This is a genomic window from Tateyamaria sp. (assembly GCF_039945315.1).
Taxonomy (GTDB): domain Bacteria; phylum Pseudomonadota; class Alphaproteobacteria; order Rhodobacterales; family Rhodobacteraceae; genus Tateyamaria.
Map to the genome: position 1 here is coordinate 150,976 of NZ_JBDUXB010000036.1, position 26,362 is coordinate 177,337.

Genomic DNA, 26,362 nt, shown 5'->3' on the forward strand with positions numbered 1-26,362 from the left:
TGATGTGATGGCGGATTGGAATCCACCTTACGGCCTGTTTGCAGGGCGGATTTCAATCCGCCCAACCCGGCCCTTTATTCTGCAGCGATGGCTCCGACATCCTGACCGGATGCCGCCATGATCGCCTTGATGATGTTGTGATACCCTGTGCAGCGGCAGATATTGCCTTCAAGGTAGTCGCGCACCTCTTGCTCGGACGGTTTTGGATTGTCCTTGAGCAGTGCTGCTGCAGACATCACCATGCCCGGGGTGCAAAATCCACATTGCAGCCCGTGATGGTCTTGAAACGCCTGCTGGATCACGTTCAGCGATCCGTCTGCATTGGCCTGACCTTCAATGGTGGACACATCCGCGCCATCAGCTTCCGCCGCCAGCATGGTGCACGATTTGACTGCGACTCCGTCCACATGGACCACGCAGGCCCCACATTGAGACGTGTCACACCCTACGTGAGTGCCCGTCAGTTTCAGCTCATCCCGCAAGAAAGACGACAACAGCGTGCGTCCCTCAACTTCGCCAGACGCAGCTTTTCCGTTCACGGTCATGGTGACCTGTGTCATGGCATCCTCCCTTATTTGCCGTTTTGTTGGGGAGAGTTAAACACGTGGTCGCCGCCATGAGAACCGAAAATTTCGCGTGGCGAGCGAAAACGCAGGATCATGCACTGTCCGGTCCGCTCCCGGAAGCGCGTGGTCTGGGACGTGTTGGAATCTCTTTGAGCAAGCCACCGACGCCCAAAGCCGAAATATCAGCCTGCGTCAGCGCTACTCCACAGATCAGGCGCTCCAAAACCCAATCGGCTCCGTTGAGCGCAGGCGAACGTGCGCAGCCCGGCAAGCCAATAACTGGTTTTCCGTCCACATCGCCGAAAAACAAAAGGTTGCCGGGATCAACCGGCATTCCATAGGCCTCAACCCGCCCCCCTGCCGACCGTAATGCTTCGGGCGCGACATCGCGAGGATCAGATGTTGCAGAAGCCGTAAGGATAAACAGGATATCGCCCGGCGCCTGATCAATTGCGCATGCGATCGCCGAACTATCATGCGGCACAATCACCCGGTCGCTCATCTCAAGACCCAGCCGCTCGACCCTCGCGATCATCGCCGCACGTCCCTTGCACGATGGCACATCATCCCCTGTTTGTGTTTCGATCAGAGTGGCTCGCGAATACGCAGGCGGCAAAATACCAAGCGCGTGCGGGCTGACGGTGCAGGCGTCTCCTAATGCTGGTCCCGGCACGCCGTAGGATATGATCTTGATCGTCGCGATCATCGTGCCCGCATCCACTCGGTGCAGATGTGGGACCGTGGCCACGGTGATCATCGGATCAATCACATTGATGGCCGAGATCTTGTCTGACGCAATCGCTGCAACGCCGGGGCACGTGGCATACAGGTTCACACGGCCAGCTCCGGCTGCACTGATCCGCACGTGTTGCGCCGAAGGGTCCAGAACAATGGAACGGGCCAGTTGTTCTGCCGCCTGGTTTTCCTCGATATCTCCGGCGTCCAGTCGCGCGACAGTCACTTCTGCATGCCCGGCTTTCGCAAGGGCCGCCACGTGGGTTTTGGTCAGGACTGTTCCCTTGGCAATCCGGCCTGACGCGGACGTCACGGAATGCGCCAAAATAGCCCCTTCCGCCTCTGCCACAGGAACGGGACCAAAGATCATGCAGGCCTACGCAAGCTTTGCACCATCTGCGCAAGGATCGATACAGCGATTTCGGAAGGGCTGGCCGCTCCAATATCAAGACCGACGGGGCCACGGATGCGGGCAATCTGTTCGACCGCAAACCCGGCCTCCGTTAAGCGCTCCACCCGTTTGGCATGCGTCCGCGTTGACCCGAGCGCCCCGATGTAGAACGCGTCGGAACCAAGAGCGATATGGAGGGCTGGATCATCCAGCTTGGGATCATGGGTCAGCAGCACCAGAGCCGTGCGCGTATCAAGGCCGACCTCTGCCAATGCCTCATCAGGCCAATCCTCAATCAACATCTCACCCGGAAAGCGCGCAGCAGACCCGAAGGCCGCACGCGGATCAATGATCACCGGGTCATACCCTGCAATGCGCGCCATTGGTACAAGGGCCTGTGCGATATGTACGGCCCCCACAATTGCGAGGCGCAAAGGAGGGTTGTGGATGGAGACAAAGGTACGACCGTCTTCATCTATGCCACTGCGATCATTTCTAAAACGCGCGGCGTGCCCGGTGTGGTCGAGCCGTCGTTCCCACGAGCTCACGTCCACGACGTAAGCCGCTGGTGTGCGTGAGGCGCGCGCTGCGACGAGAGCCTCAAGAAGATCAAGCGGCATGACGGTCCCGATGGGTTCGACCAGCACTTTGATGGTTCCACCGCAGGCCAGCCCGACGGCAAAGGCATCCCCGTCACTTACACCATATTCCAGTAGCCGGGGCACTCCGTCTTCCAACGCTTCAAGCGCCTCAACCACAACCGCGCCTTCGACACAGCCCCCGGAGACTGAGCCGAACATCTCGCCTTCGCCAGACACAACCATTTGTGCGCCTGCGCGGCGCGGGGCACTGCCCCAAGTTTGCACAACTGTAGCAAGTGCAGCGCCCTGCCCGTCCTTGGCCCAGACTAGCGCCTGCTCTGGTGCATTCTCAAACGTGTCCATTGCGATCTCCATATCTGCTGGATCGCAACCGACTTCGCTTGAGAGTTGTCAGACAAAACGACGCGTGGTGGCCAAGTGAATTCAACGAAGGCCCCATCACGGGGACGCGGCAGTTTTACCTAGGCGGCGCGGGGCGATCTGTGCGACAATCGATCAATCGAGGATGGGTCTGAACCTGCTGGTTTGGTGAGCCTAGAGCGTAAACCCCACGCATCCCCAAGTTCAACCCCGCACGCTATGCAGCGCAAACGCTTGCACCCCCGCCCCCGCCGCCCTAAATCTGGAACAACACCAGATCGGAGACACGCCCACATGCCTATGCAAGCCCAGGAAATCGAGGATCTGATCCGCGAGAGTTTTCCTTCCGCAAAAATCACGATCACCGACCTTGCAGGTGACGGCAATCATTACTCTGCCGAAGTGATTGATGCATCCTTTGAAGGTATGAACAGAGTGCAGCAGCACCGCGCCGTTACCAAAGCCCTGAAGGGCAAGATGGACGGCAGCCATGGAGAGTTGCATGCCTTGGCGCTCACCACAAAGGCGCCTGGATGAACGCATTGCTTTCTCTCCTTTCGGCCCCATTTCGACGTGGTGCACGGCGTCCGCTTTCGGCGCGCCAACCCGGACGTGCAGAAATGGGACAGGTGCGCGATGTACCCTTGGGAATGGAAGCCACAAATCTCGACCTGATCGATCAAGTCAACCGACGCAACGATGCCCTTGAACGGGTGAACACTATTGCCGGGCGACGCAGAACCAAAGGCAGCTTTGCGGCCGCCGCAAGCACCCGCATTGACCCTATGCCCGAAGATGAAACCTATGCCGCGCGCTATCACCGCGCCTATATCGAGAAAGATGACTGACATGAGCGACGCAAACGCACAAATTACCGATACGATCAAAGCCAACGACGTGGTGCTTTTCATGAAAGGCACGAAATCCATGCCGCAATGCGGGTTTTCCAGCCGTGTGGCGGGTGTGCTGAACTACATGGGCGTCGACTTTGCCGACGTGAACGTTTTGGCCGACGAGGGCATTCGGTCAGGCATCAAAGAATTCTCGGACTGGCCCACCATCCCGCAGCTGTATGTGAAGGGCGAATTTGTGGGCGGATGCGACATCATCACTGAGATGACGTTGTCGGGTGAGCTGGACACGCTGTTTTCGGAAAACAACGTCACGTTCGACAAAGACGCCGCTGACAAGATCCGCGAAGCCAACGGCTGAGCGATCAGGGGCGGCGCACAACCATTCCATGCTTGTCGGTGTCGTCAAAGCCGACTTTGCGATAGAACCCTTGCGCGCCCCGAGCCGCCCCGGTCAGTAGCATGACCTTGTAGGCATCCACCTCCCACGCCATGTCGATCAGTCGGGTGAGCACTAGCCGCCCGACACCTCGGCGCTGATGGCTGCGGGCCGTCACAACATTTTCGATCAATCCGTAGGGGCGCCCACCGTAGGTCATGTTGGGAAGGATGTGCAGTGTCGCCATGCATGCCAGTTCATTTTGGTCAAACGCCCCCAGAACGGTGGTTCCGGAATGCGCCAGAACGCGGGCGAACTGCGCATCATCCGCGACCTGCCCGCTTCGGGTCAATTCGAGATAAAGGGCGCAAGCGGCCGGCGCGTCCTGTGCGCACAAGACCCGAAGTTTCATGTCAGCCCGTCTTTTCCTCGACATCTGCTGCCAGTGCTTCGGCGCGGGCAGCAAGTTCGGCCAGCGTTTCAGTCACGGATTGCGGGACCACAGGCACCTCGATGCGCTCCGGTTCCGGCGCGCCCAGGGTGCGCAGCCCTTCGAGTTCCGCCTCGCGCTCGGCCAATGATGCTTCCATTTCGCGCATGCGATCTTCGACGCTTGCTGTTTTGTCAGCCAAAAGCAGCCCCGCCATCAACAGCATCCGTGCCTCAGGCATACGACCCGCCTGATCAGCCAGCGCCTGAGCCTCGTCATCCAGCATCTTGGCTGCAGCATGCAGGTAGCTTTCCTCGCCATCCTGACAGGCCACCGCAAAGTTACGCCCACCGATGGAAATGGTCACCTCAGGCATCCGCGTTCTCCTCACCCTGCACGTCAATCTGTTCTAGCAGCGGCCCTAGCGCACCAAGGATACTAGAGGCTTCGGCCACATCTGCCGCGCGCGCGGCGCGCAGGGCTTCAAGTTCGGCCATCATCGCCTTGTTGATAAGGTGTGGCTCGCCTACGCCCTCTTCGTTGGCGGTGCGCAATGCAGAGTTCGACTCGCGCAGTTGATCGTTGGCTTTGCGCAGGCGCTGCAATTCCAAATCCATCGCAGCAACACGGGTTTGCGTCGCCTCAGAGGCAGCACGCGCTTCGGCCAATGCCGCCTCTTGTCGCTCAGACATCTTGCGCACTCGCTCAGTAAGTTGAGCGTTTGCGATCTTTTCATCATCAAGGGCTGCTTGCAGCTCGGCCGTGTCGCCCCCTTGTGCCGCTCCCAAGGCGCTTGTTCCGGCGGCAATCCGGTCCATAGCCGCGGTCAGGCGCTGTTCTAGTGCATCAATCTCGCTCATGGCGAAGCCTGTCTCCCGTTTTGCTCCGACCCTTGGTCGCGGGCCTGTCTGATCCCCAACAGCGCGAATCGCTGCGCCGTCCGGTTAATGAACAGTTTATCCAATGCTTTTTGGAAATGCGCCCCCCTTTGCGATCAATCACTTGCAGGTCGGCATTGAAGTGTCGCATACACTGACCGGCCAGAGACGATACGTTCTAGAGCATTACAGCGCCTTGATCTTTGCCTCTTGCCTGATATTGAGCGCCAAATCTCTTGATCCAAAGGACATCTGCATCGTGGACCTGACCGCTCTTCGCACCGCCCATCCCGACCATTGGAAGAAGGCCACGGCCATCCGCGCCCTGACCCTGGACGCTGTGGCTGCGGCAAATTCCGGCCACTCCGGCATGCCAATGGGGATGGCTGACGTCGCCACTGTTCTGTTTGAAAAGCACCTGAAGTTCGATGCCTCTGCGCCAAACTGGCCAGATCGCGACCGGTTCATCCTGTCGGCGGGCCATGGCTCCATGCTTCTTTATTCCTTGCTGCACCTGACCGGCTATGCCGACATGACGTTGGAGCAGGTCAAGAATTTCCGCCAGTGGGGCGCCATCACTGCGGGCCATCCCGAATATGGGCACGCCGATGGCATTGAGACTACGACAGGTCCACTGGGGCAAGGCATCGCGAACTCGGTTGGCTTTGCCATGGCCGAAGAAGCCCTGCGCGCCCACTACGGCAAGAAGATCGTTGATCACTATACCTATGTCATCGCGGGCGACGGCTGCCTGATGGAGGGCGTGAGCCAGGAGGCAATCACCCTCGCCGGCCGTCATCGCTTGGGTAAGCTGATCGTGTTCTGGGACAACAACAACATAACGATTGATGGTCCTGTCACGCTGTCTGACACAACTGACCAGCCGCAGCGTTTCAAATCCGCGGGCTGGGCCGTGATTGAGATTGACGGCCACGACCCAGAGGCCATTGATGCCGCCATCATTAAGGCCAAGAAACAGAACAAGCCGACGATGATTGCCTGCAAAACGCATATCGCGTTGGGCCATGCCGCGCAGGATACGTCCAAAGGTCACGGCGCGCTGACCGATGCAGATCAGATGGCCGCTGCAAAGGCCGCCTATGGCTGGACAACCGGGCCTTTTGATGTGCCTGCGGATGTGAAATCTGCGTGGGAAGAGATCGGGGCCCAGGGCTCTGGAGCCCGCGCCGAATGGGAGGGCCGTTTTGGCTCTGTCTCTGGCCGCAAGCAGGCAGAATTCAACCGTGTGATGGCCCGCGAAGTGCCCAAGAAGCTGTCTGCGACCGTCAAAGCGTTCAAAAAGCAGATGTCTGAAAGTGCACCCAAAGTGGCAACACGTGCGGCATCCGAAAAGGCGCTTGAGGTGCTGAACCCAGTGTTGAGCGAAACCATTGGTGGATCGGCGGACCTGACGGGTTCAAACAACACGAAAACATCCGATCTGGGCGTGTTTGATGTAGAAAACCGTGGCGGGCGCTACGTCTACTGGGGCATTCGCGAGCACGGAATGGCGGCGGCAATGAACGGCATGGTGCTGCACGGTGGCATCCGCGCCTATGGTGGTACATTCATGTGTTTTACCGACTATGCGCGACCTGCTATGCGCCTGGCCGCCTTGATGAAAATCCCCACTGTCTTTGTGATGACACACGATTCAATCGGCCTCGGCGAGGATGGCCCAACACACCAGCCAGTCGAGCATCTGGCGATCAGCCGCGCGACACCGAACACACATGTGTTCCGCCCGGCCGACGCAATCGAGACAGCCGAAGCATGGGAACTGGCGTTTTCATCGCCTTCCACCCCATCCGTACTGTCCCTGACCCGTCAGGGCCTGCCCACAGTGCGCACTGAGCACAAGCTGAAAAACATGAGCGCACAAGGTGCTTATGTGCTCGCCGAAGCGACGGGTAAACGTCAGGTCATCCTGATCGCCACAGGCTCCGAAGTGTCCGTCGCGATGGACGCACGCGAAGCACTGCAAGAGGCCGGTATCGGCTGCCGCGTGGTTTCGATGCCCTGCATGGAGCTGTTTGCAGAGCAGGACGAAACCTACCGTCGCAAAGTCCTACCTGCTGGCCCCGTCCGCATCGGGATCGAAGCGGCAGTACGCCAGGGGTGGGATCAGTGGTTGCTGGGAGAGCGCGGCAACGCCAAGAAGGCAGATTTCGTTGGCATGGAAGATTTCGGAGCTTCCGCCCCGGCAAATGTACTGTTCGAAAAGTTCGGGATCACGGCGGCCAATGTAGTCGAAAGGGCCAAAGCCCTGCTGTGACCATACGCCATGCTGTTGAGAGGCCCCTGCACTTGCCGGGGCCTTTTTCTTGAAAAGGTTGTAGCCTAAATGGCCTGAACCACCTTCGCAAAAACCGCGCGGAAATTCCCTCCCAGATAGAATCACGCTTCCAAGCGCATCCTCGTGCTTAGCCAGAAACAATAGTCGAACCGGGCGCCTGCGGCAGTGAACAAGACAATTTGAGTGCTCTTGCCCACCATTAGGAGGACTTTTGCCCAGATCCAGCGCAATACAACCCTAGGTAGGCAGTATTTTGCTCACCCAAATTAATGTTTTGCTAAGGATCTGCCCAGTACTGTTTGATCAGTCTCAATAGAGTGGGATGAGAAACAGGCGGAAACAATGCTTGGCGGTTTATTGATTTCAATATTTGCAGGAATCGTTATGGGTGCCACTGCTTTGCTGGTGGGGTATGGGTTCTGGTGGTCGTTGCTAATCTATTCAGCAAGCGGCGTGAGCATCTTCCTACTTGTCGCTGCTTACGCAGTTTTGCGAGGGGTCGATTTTGAAGGACGCGGCCGCAAGGACGTTGGTTTCGATCCACATCTGGTCAGAGGCATGCACTCGAAACGCGCACAGGTGTTCGTGCCCTTGCATCAAGCCCGTGGCGTCGTCGCCACCGAGGCGCGCCGCGTCGACTAATCAAACGCTTTTCTGACTTGGCGAAATGCTGCGCCAGATCGGCGTAATCACTTTTTCCCCTACTGGTATCAGCAAGAAACCAAGACCAAGGCCCAGCAGGCCGTCGATGCCCGCTTTTACGGCCCACTCAATGAAACCAGACCCAGCCGCGACACTCTTTGCGACCCCGTAAATCAGGTTCTCGGGAGTGTGCCACCCCAACTCGGCCAAACCATGAACGATGATCGACCCGCCGACCCACAACATTGCGGCAGTGCCTACAATGGTGAGCAGCTTCATAAATCCGGGCATGATCCGCACGATCCCGCGCCCAAGCGCACGCGTTGCACTCAACCGTCCGTCAGACGCCAGTGCCAAACCGACATCATCAGCCTTTACGATAAGCGCCACTGATCCATAAACAGCAACGGTAATCATGACAGCGACCGCCGCGAGTGTTGCCGCCTCGAACCAGAAGTTGCTGTCCGGGATCGCCGCCAGAGAGATCGTCATGATCTCCGCAGACAAAATAAAGTCCGTCTTTATTGCACCCGCCGCCTTTTGCTCTTCGAGATGGGCCGGATCCTGCACTTCGGCAGCTTTGCCCGGGTAGTCATCGTGCCCATGGCCCCACCCCAGCATATGCGCGACCTTTTCAGCGCCCTCAAAGCACAGATAGGCCCCGCCCAGCATCAGCAACGGTGGAATCGCCCATGGTGCAAAGTTCGCCAACAAAAGGCCCACCGGAAGCAGATAAAGCAGCTTGTTTTTGAGCGAGCCCTTGGTGATGCGCCAGATGATCGGCAATTCGCGCTCGGCCGCAAAGCCCTGCACATATTTAGGAGTAACTGCAGCATCATCAATCACAGCACCAGCGGCTTTCGAGCCCGACTTGACCGCCTGCCCGATCACATCATCAACACTTGCGGCAGCCACTTTCGCGATTCCGGCAACGTCGTCCAAAAGCGCCAATAATCCACTCATCGCACTCGCTCCTGCGTCATGTTCTTACGTTAGCGCATAACATGCACGAAAGCGCACGTACACTGTTAGCGCCAACTGCATACGGACGCATACGTTTATCGCTAACACCCTGTAATATGGCCATTTTTGCCCTTCTCAGAACACACTATTGCGACTAACACATCCCCAATCAAGACATGGCGTAGCGTAAAAAGGACACCAGGTATGACGATCAAAGTTGGCATCAACGGATTTGGCCGTATCGGCCGCTGCACCCTGTCTCATATCGCGACATCCATGCGCAACGACATCGATGTGGTGGCGATCAACGCGACCGGACCACTGGAAACTTCCGCTCACCTGATGCGGTATGACAGCATTCATGGCCGCTTCCCCGGCACGATCACCTTGTCCAACAACGCAATGGACCTTGGCCGTGGACCGATCCGAATGATGTCGACCTATGACATGAACGAACTGGACTGGAGCGGTATTGATGTCGTTCTTGAATGCACAGGCAAGTTCAATGATGGGCACAAGGCCGCCGCACATCTGGAACGTGGCGCCCGCAAGGTGTTGCTGTCTGCCCCCGGCAAGAACGTGGACAAGACCGTTGTCTTTGGCGTCAACCACCGCGAGTTGGTGGCCAATGACCGGATGATTTCCAACGGGTCTTGTACAACCAATTGCTTGGCCCCGTTGGCTAAAGTGCTAGACGATGCATTTGGAATCGAGTCAGGCATCATGACCACGATCCACAGCTATACCGGGGATCAGCCGACGCTCGACCGCCGGCACGATGATCTCTACCGCGCGCGGGCCGCGGCCATGGCAATGATCCCTACGTCGACCGGAGCAGCAAAAGCATTGGGTGAAGTGCTGCCAAACCTTGCTGGCAAGCTGGACGGCACTGCGATGCGTGTGCCTACCCCCAATGTCAGCGCGGTTGACCTGACCTTTACCGCTGGCCGCGACGTGACCGTAGAAGAAGTAAACGCAGCCGTGGCCGAAGCCGCTCAAGGAGAAATGGGTCGCGTGCTTACCTATGATGACGAGCAAAAAGTGTCCGTCGATTTCAATCATACAGATCACTCTTCGATCTTCGCGCCGGACCAGACCAAGGTGGTCGGCAACCGGCTTGTGAGAGTGCTCGCTTGGTATGACAATGAATGGGCATTTTCGGTGCGCATGGCCGATGTGGCCGTGGCCATGGGTCGCCTTAGCTGATCCCTTGCGCGTTTGAAGCGAGGCTGGCACAAGGCAGGTCACGTTCTTCAACCCTAGCGGGCTTTATGACCAACCGCGGCGCTCTCTTACTTGCAGTGTTCATCCTTATGGCCATCGGCGTGGATGTGATGATTTACGGATCAGAGCATCTGGTGTTCCTCGGCAAAAAGTTCGCGGACCTGCTCGAATACATGGCATTTTGGCGCTAGCAACCCGCACGGCGGGCGCCCTGCCCGGTTGACATCCGGCCCCAGATGCCTTTGTTAGCGGTAACGGCGCTTGCCTGCTTTTGGCCGAGCGTTTCAGACTGGACCTGACATTTTTCAGCAGACGGGAAACACCATGGCGATCAAAGTTGCAATCAATGGATTTGGCCGGATCGGCCGCAATGTGCTGCGCGCAATCGTGGAAAGCGGGCGCACCGATATCGAGGTCGTCGCGATCAACGATCTGGGTCCGGTTGAGACGAACGCACACCTTTTGCAATACGATTCTGTCCACGGTCGGTTCCCCGTTAAGGTGACGACAGGCGCGGACAGCATTGACGTGGGTGGTGGCCCGATCAAAGTAACAGCAGAACGCAATCCTGCAGACCTGCCATGGGCCCATGTGGATATCGTGTTGGAATGCACCGGTATTTTCACCTCGAAAGACGCCTGTCAGGCGCATCTTGCAAACGGATCCAGCCGGGTGCTGATTTCGGCTCCTGGCAAGGATGCCGACAAAACCATAGTATACGGCGTGAACCACGAGACCCTCAGCGGTGACGACATTGTGGTGTCCAACGCTTCGTGCACAACCAACTGCCTCAGCCCTGTGGCGCACGTGCTGCACAATGAGATTGGGATCGTCAAAGGGTTCATGACCACGATCCACAGCTACACAGGCGATCAGCCAACACTCGATACGATGCACAAGGATCTGTACCGCGCACGCGCGGCGGCGTTGTCCATGATCCCCACCTCGACAGGTGCGGCGAAGGCTGTCGGGCTGGTGCTGCCTGATCTGGCCGGTAAGCTGGATGGTGTCGCCATTCGCGTCCCTACCCCGAACGTATCCGTCGTCGACCTGACATTCGAAGCATCGCGCGCGACAACGGTCGAAGAAATCAACGGAGCCATCAAGGCGGCTGCCGGTACAGGCCCGCTTCAGGGCGTGCTAGGATACACGGACGCGCCGCTGGTAAGCTCAGATTTCAATCACGATCCCCACTCGTCGATTTTTGCCACGGATCAAACCAAAGTAATGGACGGCACTATGGTGCGGATTTTGACCTGGTATGACAACGAATGGGGCTTTTCCAACCGGATGGCGGACACTGCCGTGGAGATGGGCAAATATCTCTGACGGGCAACTCCCCGCTAAAAGCTTTTGTCAGGGCGCCCCACCGGGGCGCCCTTTTCTTTTGGCTTCGTGCGCGAAGCGTGGCGATGACCAGCGTTGCGATTGTTTCACGACATAGCCGCGGAGTTATAGGTTGACGTCTTATGGCATCCCAAAGACTCTGAGGTGACCAAAGACACTTTCAAAAAGGATATTGGCTTTGCTCCGCTCAGTACTCTCAATCACCGCTGTTTTTGTCACTTGTTTTGTAACTGCCGCCGTAGCTTCCCAGTTAGCAAACCCCGCCGCCGTATATTGCATCGAACAAGGCGGGGCATATTCCACAGAAGACACTGACGAAGGTCAGCGCGGTCTGTGCACGTTGGTGGATGGTTCTGTGGTTGATGCCTGGGCGCATTTTCGAGAGCAACATAGCGCCGCTCCCTCGGGCAGCACGCAACTGGCAAACCCCGCTGCTGTGTATTGCATCGAACAAGGTGGGACATACTCTATCGAAAACACTGACGAAGGACTGCGCGGATTTTGCACGTTGTCTGATGGAACTGTCGTCGACGCATGGGAGTATTTTCGAGAGCAACACGCCCTTGCAACAGAACCAAACGGCCCGGTTATCGCAGACCGCATTTGGACGGGTGGCCCAATCCTGACTATGGATGACAGTCAAATGCGGGCCGAAGCTTTGGCAGAAAAAGACGGCGTCATTGTGGGTGTCGGCAAAGCAGACGACATAATGAAGCTGCGCGGCCCCGGCACAGAGATGATTGATCTGGCAGGCCGTGCGATGATCCCGGGCCTCGTTGACGCTCACGGCCATGTGTTCATGACAGGTATTCAGGCGCTGTCGGCGAACTTGCTGCCGGCACCCGACGGCGAAGTGAACGATATCCCCACGTTGCAACGTGTACTGCGCGACTTTGCTGACGCCCAACCTGAACGCGTTGCTGCTGCGGGCTTAATCCTTGGATTTGGCTATGATGATGCGCAACTGGCCGAGCAACGCCACCCAACCCGGGATGAATTAGACGCGGTATCGACAGACTTTCCAGTATATGCTGTGCACCAGTCCGCACACTTAGGGGTCGCAAATACCAAAGCACTGGAACTTGCCGGTATTACGGCAGAAACTCCTGATCCGGCCGGTGGCGTCATCCGCCGGCGCCAAGGCAGCAATGAACCCAATGGCGTGCTTGAAGAAAATGCAACAGCACCCGTTCTTGCCGCCTTGCTTGGTGGGCTGGATGAAAAAGCAAACCGAGCGATTTTTCGGGCCGGCACTGAACTTTATGCGTCATTCGGCTATACCACGGCGCAGGAAGGTCGCTCCGTTCCAGCAGTCAGCAAACTGATGCAATCGGTGGCAACTGAAGAAGGTCTGGACATCGACGTCGTGACCTACCCCGACGTGTTGGTGGACCGCGACTACATCGTTGAAAACCAGTCTCGCACATATACAGACAGGTTTCGTGTAGGTGGGGCAAAGCTCACGATTGACGGTTCGCCGCAAGGGTTCACTGCGCTGCGCGACCGCCCTTACTACAACCCGCCAGAAGGCTTTCGAGCGGATTATGCTGGTTATGCGTCGGCCACTGGCGATCAGGTTTTTGATGCGGTCGACTGGGCCTTCGAAAACGATGTTCAGATCCTTGTGCATTCCAATGGAGAGGGCGCCTCAGACATCTTGATTGGCGCGGTCGATACCGCCACTCAGGCGCATGGAGAAGCAGACCGCCGCCCCGTTCTGATCCACGGACAGTTCCTGCGCGAAGATCAGGTGGACGCCTTTAACAGTCTTGATGTGTTCCCGTCGCTGTTTCCTATGCACACGTTTTATTGGGGTGACTGGCACCGTGACCGTACAGTAGGCCCGGCCGCGGCAGACAACATTTCCCCCACAGGATGGGTCCGCGATCGCGGCATGATGTTTTCCAGCCACCACGACGCCCCCGTGGCCTTTCCGGATTCTATGCGCATTCTGGATGCAACGGTCACTCGCCGCTCACGCTCCAACGACATTATAGGTCCAGCGCATCGGGTAGATGTCATCACAGCACTCAAGGCCATGACAATCTGGCCCGCCTATCAACATTTTGAAGAAGACCGGAAGGGATCACTGGAAGTGGGCAAACTTGCCGATCTGGTGATCTTGTCCGATGACCCAACGGCCATCGACCCTGAAACGCTCGACAGCATCACCATTGTCAAGACGATCAAGGAGGGCGAAAACGTCTATGCCGCCAATGCTCAGGAAGGATTTCTGAACTACCGGCCCCGAAAAGACGGAACCGATCCTTACGCGGATTTCCTGCGCCTTGTTGCGGTGACGCAGGACATGCAAGGATCGCCCGGGGCATTGGGCCGCCTGTCGCCCTCGATAATGGCCAGGGCGCCACATTCAGGTGCCTGCGTGGCGCGCACATTGGGTGATCTGATCACAGCGTCCGTAGTGACCGCTGACCTTGGAGAATAGATAATCAAATAGGGTTACATCCTGACGATCCATAAGCGGTTAGGAGTGTTGGTCAGGCTGTTTTGTCACAGGCTGAGAACCTTCCAAGCCGCGGGGCCGCTGTTGAAGCGCTGCGGCGCGCCCTTGGGTCTATGCTTCGCGAATGTGGTTTGGCCTAACGTTTCGATACTTGCCGGTCACGCAAACCGTTCTTGCAGGGCTTTGTTCACAAGCGGGGTGACAAAGGTGCTGACATCCCCGCCCAGCCGAGCGATTTCCTTGACCAGTTTGGATGCAATGGCCTGGTGTTGGGCCTCTGCCATCAGGAAAACCGTCTCGATGCTGTCGTTGAGCTTGCGGTTCATTCCAACCATCTGGAATTCGTATTCAAAGTCCGCCACGGCGCGCAGTCCACGGAAGATGATTTGCGCGCCAACGTCAGAGGCACAGTCAATCAGCAGGTTTTCAAAAGGGTGCGCAATGATCTCTGTGCCGGTCTGGGCACTCAGCTTGGCGCATTCGGCCTCGATCATCGCCACGCGTTCCTCGAGCGAAAAGAGCGGGCCCTTGTCCCGGTTGATCGCAACTCCGATCACGAGCCGGTCGACCATTGGACTGGCGCGCCGAATGATGTCCATATGCCCCAGCGTTATGGGATCAAAGGTGCCGGGGTAAAGGCCGATGCGCATGGGGGGCGCCTTTCGCAAGTCGTATTATGGCAATCCAACATTTACGTTGGGGGATTGCAAGGCGCGTTTAATGCCCCATAATCATGCCCTCAAGGGCATCTTTTTCCATCGCCAGTTCGGTCAGTCGCGCCTTAACGGCGTCTCCCAGAGTGATGAGCCCAATCAACTGTCCATCTTCCAGAACAGGCATGTGCCGAAACCGCCCATCCGTCATCTTTTGCAGAACGCTGTCGGCGCTGTCTTCGCGCGCGCATGTCACCAGCTTGGATGTCATATAGGCGTCCACACGGTCATTCAGAATGGACCCGCCCCTTTGCGACAGCATCCGGACAATGTCTCGTTCCGACAGTATCCCATCTGCGCGCAGCCCGTCCTTGGAGATCACAACAGTACCGATCTTACGCTCCGCCAGGATGTTCACCGCTTCGGAAACCAATGCACCCGGCTTGACCGTGACCACTGTATCGTCCGATTTTGACTTAAGAATCTGATGAACAAGCATGGTTTGGTCCTCTGTAATGGTTGTATTGCCCCGTCAGCGTCGGGTGCGAGGGCGCCTTGTGTCAAGGGTGCTGTACAATATGTGGCCAGTCGGCGCCGTTTTGCCCGGTATAGTCGCAAGACCGGGAAGCGTCTTTTTCGGAGCGTAGATAAAGCTCTAGCCCTCGGTTGGACTACGCAATACCGCAAGCGACCGTCAGTCCATTCCAAACAAATGACCAGCAATACACGTTGAGCGAGAAAACGCAGACTTGCCTCTTTTACCCCCCGTTTTGCGGCGCTATCGTAGGCTCAAGCGTATTTTGTCGCGCTCTGTGCTCGCGCCGCGGTTCGGGTACAGATACCCCCACACAGATCTGCGCACTGGCGCGCAACAGGAGACTGCATGCAAGACCTCACCCACTATATCAATGGCGCCCATGTCGCTGGCACTTCAGGCCGCTTTGCCGATGTGATGAACCCGGCAACGGGTGAGGTGCAGGCCCGTGTGCCACTGGCCTCAACTGCCGAGGTCGCTCACGCCGTAGAGATCGCCGCCGCAGCTCAACCCGCGTGGGCCGCTGTGAACCCACAACGCCGCGCACGCGTGATGATGAAATTTGTAGCCCTGCTCAACCGCGATATGGACAAGCTGGCCGAAGCGTTGAGCCGTGAACATGGCAAGACGCTGCCGGATGCTGCAGGTGACGTGCAGCGCGGTCTTGAGGTCGTAGAATACTGTATCGGAGCGCCGCACCTTTTGAAGGGTGAGTATACGGACTCCGCTGGTCCCGGCATCGACATGTACTCGATGCGTCAGGCTCTCGGAGTGACTGCCGGCATCACCCCGTTCAACTTTCCAGCCATGATCCCGATGTGGATGTTTGCGCCTGCGATTGCGTGCGGCAACGCGTTCATCCTGAAACCGTCTGAACGGGACCCGTCTGTGCCGCTGATGCTGGCCGAGTTGATGGAAGAAGCAGGCTTGCCCAAGGGCGTCTTGCAGGTCGTCAACGGCGATAAAGAAGCAGTGGACGCAATCCTGCACCACGATGTCATCCAGTCCATCGGTTTTGTCGGATCAACTCCGATTGCGGAATACATCTATGGCACCGGCTGTGCGAACGGCAAACGGGTTCAATGTTTCGGTGGGGCCAAAAACCATATGATCATCATGCCCGATGCAGACATGGATCAGGCCGCAGACGCCTTGATTGGCGCGGGATACGGGGCTGCTGGCGAACGTTGCATGGCGATCTCGGTTGCCGTGCCAGTGGGCGATGAAACGGCCGACCGCCTGATCGAAAAACTGGTGCCACGCATCGAAAAGCTGAAAGTCGGCCCCTACACCGCTGGCAATGACGTCGACTACGGGCCTGTGGTCACAGCGGCCGCCAAAGCCAACATCGAACGTCTGGTACAGACGGGTATCGATCAGGGGGCCAAGCTGGTTGTCGATGGACGCAACTTTAATCTTCAGGGCTATGAAGATGGCTTTTTCGTCGGGCCGCACCTTTTTGATCACGTGACCAAAGACATGGACATCTACACCCAGGAAATCTTTGGCCCCGTTCTGTCAACAGTGCGCGCCCAAAGCTACGAAGAGGCCATCGGCCTTGCAATGGATCATGAATACGGCAACGGCACCGCGATCTTTACCCGCGACGGCGATGCCGCACGCGACTTTGCGAACCGGATCAACATCGGGATGGTGGGCATTAACGTGCCAATCCCAGTGCCACTGGCCTATCACACCTTTGGCGGGTGGAAGAAATCAGTGTTCGGGGACCTGAACCAGCACGGACCGGACGCGTTCAAATTCTATACGCGAACCAAGACGGTAACGGCGCGCTGGCCGTCCGGCATCAAAGAAGGCGGCGAATTTTCTATTCCCGTTATGGAGTAATTTGCCCCTTTCCTTCCGCATAATTCCGGAGCGCGGTCTTGTCGTGGTCGAGTTCACTGGATACTCGGCCATCGACGATTTCATGCGCGCGTCGGCCGCTTATGTGGCGCATCCGGATTATGTGGCGGGGCAGAAACAGCTGGTCGACATGACCCATATCGCTGGATTTGAAAAAGACTATGTTCGCTTCATGGAGATACAAGCGGCCAAAGCAGAACGCCTGGCGGGTGTGGGCGTGCAATCGCTGTGCGTCTATGTGGCCCCCACCCCAATCGCCAAAGAGATCGCCATCCTGTTCACCCGCACATGGGCGGACATCACCAATGTTGTGATTATGGTGCAAGACACCCAAGCCGAAGCGTTGACATTGCTCGGCCAACCAGAGGGCAGCATTGATGAGATGCTACGCGCCGCCGGGGTTCAAACCTAGCGGGTGGCGCGCAGGAGAAGTGCGCCGCAGTTTCAACAGCGGGATCAAATGAAAAAGGGCGGCTCGAATGAGCCGCCTTTTATCGTAGCAAAGAATTTGCAATCAGGTTCGTTTGCGGCGTTTTAGCGCAGCAAGACCACCAAGTCCGGCAATCAACATCCAAGCTGCGGCGGGAAGCGGCACTGTAGATGACGAGCCCATGCCCCATGCGTTATAGTGCGAGAAAACGGAACCGTTTGGCGCGTTGTTGCCCGTCCCAAACATTCCAGTCAGCGCATCGTCCAAATCGAGTTTGAAAAACGCAAAACCGTTCCCCTGTTTGACGGAAATTCCAATCATCTCATAGCCACTGGTCGACGAAAGCGACCATGTTTTCGTAGATCCATCTACCGTCAGGATCCCTGAAGTTCCAGAACCGTTCAATTCAGCGAGGTCAGTCCAGCCTAACTGCCCGATCGGACTGTTTTTACCACCTGTCGTATTACCATTTTGGCACATCAGGGCGCTCAGTTCCGTACCGTTTTGAGAAAGACCAATCCATTTGTTCCCGCATAAAGCACCAGTCAATGTGGCAGCGCTCGCAGCGCCCGAAAACGCCAACACCGCGCCAACCGACAATGCTGCAAGAGTGGTTTTTAGATTCAAATACCGCATTTCTAAGTTCCTAACCGCCTCTACCAGCAAATCCATTCATCAAATGCCTTTTTATATCATGCTTTGATGGAAGCTGGACACTCTTTCGCCTAAATGTTGCCACATTCAGCCAGAGCGAGAATTTTACCGCACTTAGCGCCGCGAAACTCTCGTGAGGGTAGTAACCCTCGCGCTTTGCGGGTCTTTGAAAGTGAAACTCTCGACCTGTTTGTCACCGCGCTCCCCCGAATCACTTGAATGGCCCCTGTGTTCAGCACCGCGAATAGCGCCCCTGGTAGTCAGGCCTCGCAATTGCGCGAAAGATGCTCTGTGGGTTAGACAGATGCCCCTGCAAACCGTGTTTTTGACAGCCCCGGGCACTCCCGAACCACATCTGCTTGTCAGCCTCGCGTGCATGCTGATTGCCATCGGACTAGGCGCATCCTCCCGCTAGCGAGCGCAGGCATCTATCAGCCCCCCGTACGGCTTGCGATATGGGAGTTCCATTCCGAGACGAACGTGGCATATTCCAGCCAAACACAGGAGGATACATGGATTTCGCCCTGATAGAGGAACAGACCGCCATCTTCGACATGGCGCATGCTTTCGGGCAGGATAATATCGCGCCCCACGCCCGCGATTGGGAAGCCCAAGGTACTATTCCAAAAGAACTCTGGCCCGAGGTCGGCGCGCTGGGTTTTGCCTCGCTCTATGTGTCCGAAGACGCGGGCGGCTCCGGTCTGTCCCGGTTGGATGCGACGCTGGTGTTCGAGGCTCTCAGCATGGCCTGCCCGTCTGTCGCGGCGTTCCTTTCGATCCACAACATGTGCGCCAAGATGCTCGACAACTTCGCCAGCGATGATCTGAAGGCCCGGGTCATGCCCGGCGTACTCAGCATGGACACGGTGCTCAGCTATTGCCTGACGGAACCCGGCAGCGGGTCAGACGCCTCTGCCCTGCGCACTCGGGCCGAGCGCACAAATGAGGGGTACGTTGTGAACGGCACCAAGGCGTTCATTTCGGGTGGCGGATATTCGGACGCATATGTCTGCATGGTCCGCACCGGCGAGGATGGGCCCAAAGGCGTTTCGTGCATCTACGTAGATGACGGTGTGGATGGGCTGAGTTTCGGTGCTTTGGAAGACAAAATGGGCTGGCGCAGCCAACCTACGGCGCAGGTACAGTTCGACAATTGCAACATTTCTTCGGCTAATCTTGTCGGTGAAGAGGGTCAGGGTTTCAAATATGCGATGATGGGGCTGGATGGAGGGCGTCTGAACATTGCCGCCTGCTCGCTAGGGGCTGCACAGACTGCCCTCAACAGCACTCTCGCCTATATGGGTGAACGCAAGGCCTTTGGTCAGCCCATTGATCAGTTTCAGGGGCTGCAATGGCGCCTTGCCGATATGGAGATCGAGTTGCAGGCGGCCCGTACTTTCCTGCGCCAAGCGGCATGGAAGCTTGATACCGGCGCGCCTGACGCTACCAAATTCTGCGCCATGGCCAAGAAGTTCGTGACCGAAGCCGGGTCGCGTATCGTTGATCAGTGTCTTCAACTGCATGGCGGATACGGATACCTTGCCGATTACGGGATCGAGAAGCTGGTGCGCGATCTGCGCGTCCACCAGATCCTTGAAGGCACCAACGAGATCATGCGCGTGATTGTAGCCCGCGACATGTTGAAGAACCGATGAGCGATATTTCTATCCGCATCGAGGGGTGCGCCGGGCGTATCACCTTGCAGCGCCCTGAAGCACTCAACGCCATGACATACGAGATGTGCGTGGCGATTGAGCATGCCTTTGATAAATGGGCACAGGACGACGCAGTAACACTGGTGGTGTTGGACGCAGAAGGCGACCGTGCGTTTTGCTCAGGCGGTGATATTGCCGAACTGTACGAGACCGGCACCAAAGGCGACTTCGGCTACGGTCAGAAATTCTGGGGCGACGAATACCGCCTGAACCACAAGATTTTCCAATACTCCAAGCCTGTTGTGAGCTTTCTGCAGGGCTTTACCATGGGTGGCGGGGTTGGGCTTGGCTGCCACGGGTCGCACCGGATTGTGGGGGAAAGCAGCCAGATCGCAATGCCGGAATGCGGGATCGGATTGATGCCCGATGTTGGGGGCACGCTTATGCTGGCTCTCGCGCCCGGCCGGCTGGGGGAATACCTTGGGACAACAGCGGCGCGAATGGACGCGGGGGATGCGATTTTTGCAGGCTTTGCAGACCACTTTATTCCGCAAGCGCAATGGCCAGACTTGATCACCACCCTCGAACAGACCGGCGATATTCCCCACATCGCGGACGCTGCCACGCGCCCAGCCCCCGGTCCGTTACAAGCAGCGATGCCAGATATCGACCGGCACTTTCATGGGGCCGCCCTTGGCGATGTCTTCACCACCTTGCGCGCCGAAGACAGCGACTTTGCACGCGACACGCTGAAAAGGATGGGGCGGAACAGCCCCCTGTCTATGGCCTGCACGATCGAGGCGTTGCACCGTTTGCGTGGTCCAACCCTGACCTTGGAAAAGGCGCTGGATCTGGAATACCGGTTCACCGCACGCGCAATGGAGCATGGCGATTTCCTCGAAGGGATTCGTGCAGCTATCATCGACAAGGATCGAAATCCAAAGTGGCGGTTTGCCGATGGTGCAGTGCCTGCCACAGCCGTGGCCAAGATGCTGATGCCGCTGGGGGAATTGGCGTTGAAATTGGGAGAAACGGGCATGAAAATCGGGTTTATCGGACTTGGAAATATGGGCGCGCCAATGGCTGCCAATCTGGCGGCTGCGGGGCACGATGTCTCTGGCTATGATGTCGCAGGCACGACGGCCAAAGGCGTTAGTTCTGCCACCAGCGCTGTTGAGGTCGCTGACGGCGCAGACATCGTGATCGCGATGCTGCCTAACGGAGACATCCTGCGCGCCGTCGCAGCAGAAGTAATCCCCACCATGCGCGCAGGCACCACTTTCATTGATTGCTCGACCGTGGATGTAGACAGCGCTCGCGCTGTGGCCGCGATGGCCGAGGCAACGGGTATCTTGTGCGTCGACGCGCCTGTATCGGGCGGCATTGGTGGGGCCGCAGGCGGCACGCTCACCTTTATGGCGGGCGGGAGCGAAGCCGCATTTGCCAGCGCAGCCCCCCTATTCGACATCATGGGTCAAAAGGCCGTGCATTGCGGCGATGCTGGGGCCGGTCAAGCCGCCAAGATTTGCAACAACATGATCCTTGGTGCCACGATGATCGCCACCTGCGAGGCCTTTGCGTTGGCCGACAAGCTGGGGCTTGAGCGCCAAAAGATGTTTGACGTTGTCAGCACGTCGTCGGGGTTCAGTTGGTCAATGAACACCTACTGCCCTGCCCCCGGCGTTGGTCCAACCAGCCCTGCGGACAACGGATACACCCCCGGCTTTGCAGCCGAACTGATGCTCAAGGACCTTGGCCTGAGCCAGCAAGCGGCAGCGGCCGTGGATGCGGACACGCCGATGGGCCAACGCGCGCTGGAATTGTACCGTCAGTTCGTCGAGGACGAAGACGGAAAAGGCAAGGATTTCAGCGCAATGCTGCCCCGGTTTGAAACGCGCGGACGCTCCTGAGCCCTACTTGCCAACCGTGATCAACAGCAGGACCGTGAACATCACGGGCACAAGGCACAACGCCACGATAATTAACGCAGGATAGCCCCATGTGGCGATGGCAAGACCCCAGGTCACGATCAGCGCAAAAACAAACAGAAGAACCCGCAACTCCGTCCCAAACAAGGTCCTTCCAAAGGTGCGCGCCAAGTCGCCTGCGCTTTGTGCCGGGACAACTGGTACAGCAACGTTCGTGGTGTTGGTGGTCATCGGTCACCTCTCCATCTGATGTTAGGATGGAGATAGTACGGCTACCACATTGCGGAATGCGGCATTCTGACCGAAACAGTCGGGTTTATTTCTCCCCCGTAGGCACGCCGCTACTCTGCGGCGACCTTGCGAGCTGACAACATCGACTTGAGATAGTGGCCCGTGTGGCTGTCGACGACCTCGGCCACCTCTTCGGGTGTGCCGGTGGCCACGACCTTACCGCCGCCATCCCCACCTTCGGGACCGATATCGATGATATGATCGGCCGTTTTGACCACGTCCAGATTGTGTTCGATCACCACCACGGAATTGCCTTGATCCACCAGTTCATGAAGCACTTCCAACAACTTACGCACATCTTCAAAGTGAAGACCGGTCGTGGGCTCATCCAAAATATAAAGCGTTCGCCCGGTTGAGCGTTTGCTGAGCTCTTTGGACAGCTTTACCCGCTGTGCCTCACCGCCCGATAGGGTCGTCGCCTGCTGACCAACCTTGATGTAGCCAAGGCCGACGCGCATCAACGCATCCATCTTTTCGCGGATGGTCGGAACGGCCTGAAAGAAGGTCTGCGCGTCTTCCACGGTCATGCCGAGCACGTCGGCGATGGACTTGCCCTTGAACTTGATCTCGAGCGTTTCGCGGTTGTAACGCGCGCCTTTGCAGGTTTCGCATTCCACATAGACATCGGGAAGGAAGTGCATCTCAATCTTGATCACACCGTCGCCCTGACAAGCCTCGCAACGCCCGCCTTTGACGTTAAAACTAAAGCGCCCAGGTTTGTAACCGCGCGCCTTGGCTTCGGGCAGCCCAGCAAACCAGTCCCGGATTGGCGTGAAGGCCCCTGTATAGGTGGCAGGATTGGATCGTGGAGTGCGTCCAATCGGGCGTTGGTCAATGTCGATTACCTTGTCGAGGTGTTCGAGCCCTTTGATCGTCTCACATGGTGCGGGGGTTTGGCGCGCCCCGTTCAAGCGCGTCGAGGCCGTCTTGAACAGCGTTTCGATGGTTAGCGTGGACTTTCCCCCGCCCGACACACCTGTGACACAGACGAATTTTCCCAGTGGAAAATCAACGGTCACGTTTTGCAAGTTGTTGCCCGTCGCCTTGACCACGGTGACCTTCTTGTTTCCCTTCTTGCCTTTGCGCCGCGTGGCGGGCACTGCAATTTCGCGCACGCCGGACAGGTAGTCGCCAGTGATCGAACCACTGGCTGTGACCTCGGCCGGAGTGCCGTGGGCGACAACTTCGCCGCCATGCACGCCTGCACCAGGGCCGATATCGAACACGTAGTCCGCCTCTCGGATCGCCTCTTCGTCATGTTCAACCACGATCACGGTATTGCCTTGATCGCGCAGGTTTTTGAGCGTGCCAAGTAATCGGTCATTGTCGCGCTGGTGCAGGCCAATTGACGGTTCGTCCAAGACATAAAGCACGCCTGTCAAACCAGAGCCGATCTGAGAAGCAAGCCGGATGCGCTGGCTCTCTCCACCACTTAACGTACCGCTTGAGCGGGAAAGCGTAAGGTATTCCAAACCCACATTATTCAGGAACCCAAGGCGCTCGCGGATTTCCTTGAGAATGGCCCGCGCAATCTCATTTTTCTGCGATGTCAGGTAGTCAGGCACGGCTGAACACCAGTCATAAGCCTCACGGATCGACATCTGTACAACCTGACCTGCGTGTAGCAGTTTATCCGGGTCATCAGCCGGGCCAATTTTCACTGCCAACGCCTCGGCGCGCAGACGGTAACCGTTGCAAGTCCCGCAAGGGCGGTTGTTTTGATAGCGTTCGAATTCTTCGCGGATCCAGTTGCTGTCTGTCTCGCGGTAGCGCCGCTCCATATTGGGGATGACCCCTTCGAAGACGCGCGTGACTTGGTACACCCGTCCTCCTTCGTCGTAGCGGAACGGGATTTCCTCATCGCCAGAGCCGTAGAGGAAGACTTGTTGCACAAAGGCTGGCAGGTCTTTCCACTTGGTTTGCTGGTCGAATTCGTAATGTTTTGCGATGGCTTCGATGGTTTGCAGGAAATACGGGGATTTGCCTTTGCGCCATGGGGCCAGCGCGCCATCATAGATTTTCAGGTTCTGGTCAGGCACAACGAGGCGTTCGTCAAAGAACAGCTCAGCCCCCAACCCATCGCAAGATGGGCATGCACCGAAGGGCGCGTTGAACGAAAATAGGCGTGGTTCGATCTCTGGGATGGTAAATCCACTGACCGGGCATGCAAATTTTTCTGAGAACGTCAGGCGTTCGGGATCCCCCTCTGCTGGAGCGGTTTCCAGAACGGCAATACCGTCGGCCAGATCCAGTGCTGTGCGCAAGCTATCCGCAAGCCGGGTTTCCAATCCTTCCCGCACCACGATCCGGTCCACGACCACGTCGATGTCATGGCGGAACTTCTTGTCCAGCGTGGGCGGTTCGTCGAGTTCGTAAAAGGTACCGTCGACTTTGACGCGCTGGAAGCCCTGCTTGCGTAACTCAATGAATTCCTTTCGGTATTCGCCCTTTCGATCACGAATGATCGGCGCAAGCAGATAGGCACGTGTGCCCTCTTCAAGGCCCATCACCCTGTCCACCATATCTTGTACCTGCTGGGCCTCGATGGGCTTGCCCGTTTCGGGGGAATACGGCGTGCCGACGCGCGCGAACAGCAGGCGCATATAGTCGTAAATCTCGGTCACAGTGCCGACGGTCGATCGGGGGTTCTTCGATGTCGTCTTTTGTTCAATCGAAATGGCAGGGCTGAGGCCGCTGATGTGATCCACATCCGGTTTCTGCATCATGTCGAGGAACTGGCGCGCATATGCGGACAGAGATTCCACGTAGCGACGCTGGCCCTCGGCATAGATCGTATCAAACGCCAGCGACGACTTGCCTGACCCCGAAAGCCCAGTGATCACAACCAGTTGGTCGCGCGGAATATCCACGTCGATGGACTTAAGGTTATGCTCGCGCGCGCCGCGCACCTCGATGTTCTTTAGCTCGGCCATGATCAGCCCCCCGGTTAACACTTCGTACATAGGCCAGAGGCGCTGTCGGGCCAATGGAAAAATGAGAACATGGCGTGAACATGCGCGTTGCTGCCATGGGATGTCAGTGGCGGCGGCGCATCGCCATCCATGCGTGCACAAAAAAGCCGCCCATGAGCACGAATATCGCTGTCCAGATCATGCCTGCGTAACCGGCCACCCCAAGAATTGCCAAAAGCGCAGGCGTTCCAATGGTGTTGCCCAAGTTGCCGGTCTGGGCCAGCGCTCCGTAGGCTTGGGCCTGTGTGGTGGACGTTGAGTTCAATTGGGGGATCGACGCGAATGTCGCCCCCTGCACCAGACCCAACCCCGCCGCAAGCCCAAGGCAGGCAGCAGGCAGACCCGGTGCCATCAGCAACCAAATGAGCGCTGCGACACTGCACACAAAGCCCACTTGAGTGAGTTGCACCGCCGAGATCATGCGCAGCGCCAAAACCCCCAGTGTCATTGATACAGCAATCGACACCAACGGCATCGCCCCGATGACCCACGCCCGCCACTCTGGTGCAATGTATGGCGGCAAAACCGTCAGAATGGCGAGGAAACAGAAGGTATAGAACAACCAGCCCGCCCCGGGTGCTGCAATGCGCGGCGAGCGGTAGATGGTGAGGTGATCAAACAGCAGACCACGCAAGGACAGAGCGCCCTCAGCTCGGTCCTGTATTGGACTAAGAAACTGCTTCAACACAATCGCAAAAACAGCCATCCAAATGGCATGAGCGATGAAGAGCGCCGGCACCCCGTATGCGGCGACCAGCGGTAGGCCCAGCGCGACCAAAAGGGTGAAGGCGACGCCGAAAAACGTGCTCCACAGCGTGAGGGTGAAACCGGTGTGGCGCGCCGCACTTAGGCCAGCGATGAGTGTGGGGGCCGCGACGACGATAGCGAGGTGCGACATCCCCTCAACCACACGGCTGGCCAACATCAAAGGCAGCGCAGGCAATGTGGCCTGAAACAGCGACATCGTCGCCCCAGCACAAAGCGCCCACAGCATCGCACGCCGATAACGGATTCGCGCTACGACGAGGCCCGCAAAGACACCCAACAGGATGCCGACAAAACCGACAAGAGAAACGATAAACCCAAGAGCAACCCCCGCATCCGGATAGAATGGCCCGAGTTGGTCAAAGATCACACTGATCTTGGCATATTGCCCTGCTGCTCCCAATCCTGCCCCCCAAAGGATGAATACGAGTGGAAAGTTGGTGTGCTGGGTCATAAGCCCCGGCTACGCCGCACGCGCCGGGGCT

General features: G+C 57.6%; 26 protein-coding genes and 1 pseudogene. 14 read left to right on the forward strand and 13 right to left on the reverse strand.

All coding sequences use genetic code 11. The features are described from left to right. Positions 1 to 74 precede the first annotated feature (74 nt). The 3 genes from ABJD00_RS10770 to ABJD00_RS10780 all read right to left on the reverse strand — a co-directional run bounded on the left by ABJD00_RS10770 (position 75) and on the right by ABJD00_RS10780 (position 2,636). The gene (locus ABJD00_RS10770; RefSeq protein ID WP_413834744.1) at positions 75 to 560 is read right to left on the reverse strand and encodes a (2Fe-2S)-binding protein; all 486 of its coding nucleotides are present in this window, start codon (positions 558 to 560) and stop codon (positions 75 to 77) included. A gap of 97 nt (positions 561 to 657) precedes the next feature. After that, entirely contained in the window at positions 658 to 1,671 is a 1,014-nt protein-coding gene (locus tag ABJD00_RS10775; protein WP_413834747.1) for a molybdopterin-binding protein, read from the reverse strand. Then, a complete protein-coding gene (locus ABJD00_RS10780) occupies positions 1,668 to 2,636 on the reverse strand; it encodes an XdhC family protein (protein ID WP_413834749.1) in 969 nt (322 codons plus the stop codon). The genes ABJD00_RS10775 and ABJD00_RS10780 overlap by 4 nt, the downstream gene beginning before the upstream one ends. Before the next feature lie 312 nt (positions 2,637 to 2,948). On the opposite strand from ABJD00_RS10780, the gene ABJD00_RS10785 reads away from it, so the two are divergent. The 3 genes from ABJD00_RS10785 to grxD are packed head-to-tail and all read left to right on the forward strand — an operon-like array spanning position 2,949 to position 3,866. After that, the gene (locus ABJD00_RS10785; RefSeq protein ID WP_413834752.1) at positions 2,949 to 3,191 is read left to right on the forward strand and encodes a BolA/IbaG family iron-sulfur metabolism protein; all 243 of its coding nucleotides are present in this window, start codon (positions 2,949 to 2,951) and stop codon (positions 3,189 to 3,191) included. After that, positions 3,188 to 3,502 (forward strand): hypothetical protein, encoded by a 315-nt coding sequence (locus ABJD00_RS10790; protein WP_413834754.1) that lies wholly within the window; start codon positions 3,188 to 3,190, stop codon positions 3,500 to 3,502. Before ABJD00_RS10785 ends, ABJD00_RS10790 begins: the two co-directional genes overlap by 4 nt. A gap of 1 nt (position 3,503) precedes the next feature. Then, positions 3,504 to 3,866, forward strand: a complete 363-nt coding sequence (gene grxD, locus ABJD00_RS10795; RefSeq protein ID WP_413834756.1) for a Grx4 family monothiol glutaredoxin — start codon at positions 3,504 to 3,506, stop codon at positions 3,864 to 3,866. A 4-nt stretch (positions 3,867 to 3,870) separates the two neighbouring features. On the opposite strand, the gene ABJD00_RS10800 is transcribed toward grxD, so the two are convergent. Genes ABJD00_RS10800 through ABJD00_RS10810 form a run of 3 tightly spaced genes read right to left on the reverse strand, consistent with a single transcriptional unit; the run spans position 3,871 to position 5,174 of the window. Beyond that, complete coding sequence (locus ABJD00_RS10800; RefSeq protein WP_413834758.1) at positions 3,871 to 4,296, reverse strand: GNAT family N-acetyltransferase; 426 nt, start codon at positions 4,294 to 4,296, stop codon at positions 3,871 to 3,873. 1 nt (position 4,297) lies between these two features. Then, a complete protein-coding gene (locus ABJD00_RS10805; RefSeq protein WP_413834760.1) occupies positions 4,298 to 4,690 on the reverse strand; it encodes a cell division protein ZapA in 393 nt (130 codons plus the stop codon). Continuing rightward, positions 4,683 to 5,174, reverse strand: coding sequence for a hypothetical protein (locus tag ABJD00_RS10810; protein ID WP_413834762.1), 492 nt, complete (start codon positions 5,172 to 5,174; stop codon positions 4,683 to 4,685). Before ABJD00_RS10810 ends, ABJD00_RS10805 begins: the two co-directional genes overlap by 8 nt. Before the next feature lie 277 nt (positions 5,175 to 5,451). On the opposite strand from ABJD00_RS10810, the gene tkt reads away from it, so the two are divergent. Both tkt and ABJD00_RS10820 read left to right on the forward strand, forming a co-directional pair. Then, positions 5,452 to 7,467, forward strand: a complete 2,016-nt coding sequence (tkt, locus tag ABJD00_RS10815; protein WP_413834967.1) for a transketolase — start codon at positions 5,452 to 5,454, stop codon at positions 7,465 to 7,467. Between the two features lie 405 nt (positions 7,468 to 7,872). Beyond that, positions 7,873 to 8,130 carry a hypothetical protein gene (locus tag ABJD00_RS10820; protein WP_413834765.1) on the forward strand — a complete coding sequence of 86 codons (258 nt, stop codon included), beginning with the start codon at positions 7,873 to 7,875 and terminating at the stop codon, positions 8,128 to 8,130. On the opposite strand, the gene ABJD00_RS10825 is transcribed toward ABJD00_RS10820, so the two are convergent. Further along, entirely contained in the window at positions 8,131 to 9,093 is a 963-nt protein-coding gene (locus ABJD00_RS10825) for a DUF808 domain-containing protein (RefSeq protein WP_413834768.1), read from the reverse strand. 204 nt (positions 9,094 to 9,297) lie between these two features. On the opposite strand from ABJD00_RS10825, the gene gap (ABJD00_RS10830) reads away from it, so the two are divergent. From gap (ABJD00_RS10830) to ABJD00_RS10845, 4 genes are all read left to right on the forward strand, one after another. Continuing rightward, a complete protein-coding gene (gene gap, locus ABJD00_RS10830; protein WP_413834770.1) occupies positions 9,298 to 10,299 on the forward strand; it encodes a type I glyceraldehyde-3-phosphate dehydrogenase in 1,002 nt (333 codons plus the stop codon). A 65-nt stretch (positions 10,300 to 10,364) separates the two neighbouring features. Next, complete coding sequence (locus ABJD00_RS10835) at positions 10,365 to 10,508, forward strand: hypothetical protein (protein ID WP_413834773.1); 144 nt, start codon at positions 10,365 to 10,367, stop codon at positions 10,506 to 10,508. Positions 10,509 to 10,641: 133 nt separating this feature from the next. Next, positions 10,642 to 11,646 carry a type I glyceraldehyde-3-phosphate dehydrogenase gene (gene gap / locus ABJD00_RS10840; RefSeq protein ID WP_413834775.1) on the forward strand — a complete coding sequence of 335 codons (1,005 nt, stop codon included), beginning with the start codon at positions 10,642 to 10,644 and terminating at the stop codon, positions 11,644 to 11,646. Positions 11,647 to 11,842: 196 nt separating this feature from the next. Next, positions 11,843 to 14,110, forward strand: a complete 2,268-nt coding sequence (locus ABJD00_RS10845; protein ID WP_413834777.1) for an amidohydrolase family protein — start codon at positions 11,843 to 11,845, stop codon at positions 14,108 to 14,110. Positions 14,111 to 14,286: 176 nt separating this feature from the next. Here the strand turns inward: ABJD00_RS10845 and coaD are convergent, their stop codons facing one another. Both coaD and ABJD00_RS10855 read right to left on the reverse strand, forming a co-directional pair. Continuing rightward, positions 14,287 to 14,778, reverse strand: coding sequence for a pantetheine-phosphate adenylyltransferase (coaD, locus tag ABJD00_RS10850; protein WP_413834780.1), 492 nt, complete (start codon positions 14,776 to 14,778; stop codon positions 14,287 to 14,289). 67 nt (positions 14,779 to 14,845) lie between these two features. Further along, positions 14,846 to 15,280, reverse strand: a complete 435-nt coding sequence (locus ABJD00_RS10855) for a CBS domain-containing protein (RefSeq protein ID WP_413834782.1) — start codon at positions 15,278 to 15,280, stop codon at positions 14,846 to 14,848. A gap of 384 nt (positions 15,281 to 15,664) precedes the next feature. Between ABJD00_RS10855 and ABJD00_RS10860 the strand changes: the two genes are divergently transcribed. Together ABJD00_RS10860 and ABJD00_RS10865 are read left to right on the forward strand one after the other, a co-directional pair. Beyond that, on the forward strand, positions 15,665 to 17,164 hold the full coding sequence (locus tag ABJD00_RS10860) for a CoA-acylating methylmalonate-semialdehyde dehydrogenase (protein ID WP_413834785.1): 1,500 nt from the start codon (positions 15,665 to 15,667) through the stop codon (positions 17,162 to 17,164). A 1-nt stretch (position 17,165) separates the two neighbouring features. Then, positions 17,166 to 17,594, forward strand: coding sequence for a hypothetical protein (locus tag ABJD00_RS10865; RefSeq protein ID WP_413834787.1), 429 nt, complete (start codon positions 17,166 to 17,168; stop codon positions 17,592 to 17,594). A 102-nt stretch (positions 17,595 to 17,696) separates the two neighbouring features. Here the strand turns inward: ABJD00_RS10865 and ABJD00_RS10870 are convergent, their stop codons facing one another. Further along, positions 17,697 to 18,284: a VPLPA-CTERM sorting domain-containing protein gene (locus ABJD00_RS10870; RefSeq protein WP_413834789.1), complete on the reverse strand. Its 588-nt coding sequence runs from the start codon at positions 18,282 to 18,284 to the stop codon at positions 17,697 to 17,699. A gap of 494 nt (positions 18,285 to 18,778) precedes the next feature. On the opposite strand from ABJD00_RS10870, the gene ABJD00_RS10875 reads away from it, so the two are divergent. From ABJD00_RS10875 to mmsB, 3 genes and pseudogenes are all read left to right on the forward strand, one after another. Beyond that, on the forward strand, positions 18,779 to 19,921 hold the full coding sequence (locus ABJD00_RS10875) for an acyl-CoA dehydrogenase family protein (protein WP_413834791.1): 1,143 nt from the start codon (positions 18,779 to 18,781) through the stop codon (positions 19,919 to 19,921). Continuing rightward, a pseudogene (locus tag ABJD00_RS10880) lies at positions 19,918 to 20,865 on the forward strand (enoyl-CoA hydratase/isomerase family protein); the annotation flags it as partial. The gene ABJD00_RS10875 and the pseudogene ABJD00_RS10880, both read left to right, overlap by 4 nt. A 93-nt stretch (positions 20,866 to 20,958) precedes the next feature. Next, a complete protein-coding gene (mmsB, locus tag ABJD00_RS10885) occupies positions 20,959 to 21,831 on the forward strand; it encodes a 3-hydroxyisobutyrate dehydrogenase (protein ID WP_413834969.1) in 873 nt (290 codons plus the stop codon). Between the two features lie 3 nt (positions 21,832 to 21,834). Here mmsB and ABJD00_RS10890 read toward each other — a convergent pair whose 3' ends face one another. From ABJD00_RS10890 to ABJD00_RS10900, 3 genes are all read right to left on the reverse strand, one after another. Continuing rightward, complete coding sequence (locus ABJD00_RS10890; RefSeq protein WP_413834793.1) at positions 21,835 to 22,080, reverse strand: hypothetical protein; 246 nt, start codon at positions 22,078 to 22,080, stop codon at positions 21,835 to 21,837. A 110-nt stretch (positions 22,081 to 22,190) separates the two neighbouring features. Beyond that, a complete protein-coding gene (gene uvrA, locus ABJD00_RS10895) occupies positions 22,191 to 25,073 on the reverse strand; it encodes an excinuclease ABC subunit UvrA (protein WP_413834796.1) in 2,883 nt (960 codons plus the stop codon). 103 nt (positions 25,074 to 25,176) lie between these two features. Next, positions 25,177 to 26,331 (reverse strand): MFS transporter, encoded by a 1,155-nt coding sequence (locus ABJD00_RS10900; protein ID WP_413834798.1) that lies wholly within the window; start codon positions 26,329 to 26,331, stop codon positions 25,177 to 25,179. Between the last annotated feature and the right edge of the window lie 31 nt (positions 26,332 to 26,362).

Coding starts and splice junctions, on each gene's coding strand:
- ABJD00_RS10770 (WP_413834744.1), bottom strand. CDS start 560: ATGACACAGGTCACCATGACCGTGAACGGAAAAGCTGCGTCTGGCGAA.
- ABJD00_RS10780 (WP_413834749.1), bottom strand. CDS start 2,636: ATGGACACGTTTGAGAATGCACCAGAGCAGGCGCTAGTCTGGGCCAAG.
- gap (WP_413834775.1), top strand. CDS start 10,642: ATGGCGATCAAAGTTGCAATCAATGGATTTGGCCGGATCGGCCGCAAT.
- ABJD00_RS10900 (WP_413834798.1), bottom strand. CDS start 26,331: ATGACCCAGCACACCAACTTTCCACTCGTATTCATCCTTTGGGGGGCA.
- ABJD00_RS10785 (WP_413834752.1), top strand. CDS start 2,949: ATGCCTATGCAAGCCCAGGAAATCGAGGATCTGATCCGCGAGAGTTTT.
- ABJD00_RS10835 (WP_413834773.1), top strand. CDS start 10,365: ATGACCAACCGCGGCGCTCTCTTACTTGCAGTGTTCATCCTTATGGCC.
- ABJD00_RS10870 (WP_413834789.1), bottom strand. CDS start 18,284: ATGGATTTGCTGGTAGAGGCGGTTAGGAACTTAGAAATGCGGTATTTG.
- ABJD00_RS10800 (WP_413834758.1), bottom strand. CDS start 4,296: ATGAAACTTCGGGTCTTGTGCGCACAGGACGCGCCGGCCGCTTGCGCC.
- uvrA (WP_413834796.1), bottom strand. CDS start 25,073: ATGGCCGAGCTAAAGAACATCGAGGTGCGCGGCGCGCGCGAGCATAAC.
- ABJD00_RS10790 (WP_413834754.1), top strand. CDS start 3,188: ATGAACGCATTGCTTTCTCTCCTTTCGGCCCCATTTCGACGTGGTGCA.
- grxD (WP_413834756.1), top strand. CDS start 3,504: ATGAGCGACGCAAACGCACAAATTACCGATACGATCAAAGCCAACGAC.
- ABJD00_RS10860 (WP_413834785.1), top strand. CDS start 15,665: ATGCAAGACCTCACCCACTATATCAATGGCGCCCATGTCGCTGGCACT.
- ABJD00_RS10820 (WP_413834765.1), top strand. CDS start 7,873: ATGGGTGCCACTGCTTTGCTGGTGGGGTATGGGTTCTGGTGGTCGTTG.
- mmsB (WP_413834969.1), top strand. CDS start 20,959: ATGAAAATCGGGTTTATCGGACTTGGAAATATGGGCGCGCCAATGGCT.
- ABJD00_RS10875 (WP_413834791.1), top strand. CDS start 18,779: ATGGATTTCGCCCTGATAGAGGAACAGACCGCCATCTTCGACATGGCG.
- gap (WP_413834770.1), top strand. CDS start 9,298: ATGACGATCAAAGTTGGCATCAACGGATTTGGCCGTATCGGCCGCTGC.
- ABJD00_RS10855 (WP_413834782.1), bottom strand. CDS start 15,280: ATGCTTGTTCATCAGATTCTTAAGTCAAAATCGGACGATACAGTGGTC.
- ABJD00_RS10805 (WP_413834760.1), bottom strand. CDS start 4,690: ATGCCTGAGGTGACCATTTCCATCGGTGGGCGTAACTTTGCGGTGGCC.
- ABJD00_RS10810 (WP_413834762.1), bottom strand. CDS start 5,174: ATGAGCGAGATTGATGCACTAGAACAGCGCCTGACCGCGGCTATGGAC.
- ABJD00_RS10825 (WP_413834768.1), bottom strand. CDS start 9,093: ATGAGTGGATTATTGGCGCTTTTGGACGACGTTGCCGGAATCGCGAAA.
- coaD (WP_413834780.1), bottom strand. CDS start 14,778: ATGCGCATCGGCCTTTACCCCGGCACCTTTGATCCCATAACGCTGGGG.
- ABJD00_RS10775 (WP_413834747.1), bottom strand. CDS start 1,671: ATGATCTTTGGTCCCGTTCCTGTGGCAGAGGCGGAAGGGGCTATTTTG.
- ABJD00_RS10890 (WP_413834793.1), bottom strand. CDS start 22,080: ATGACCACCAACACCACGAACGTTGCTGTACCAGTTGTCCCGGCACAA.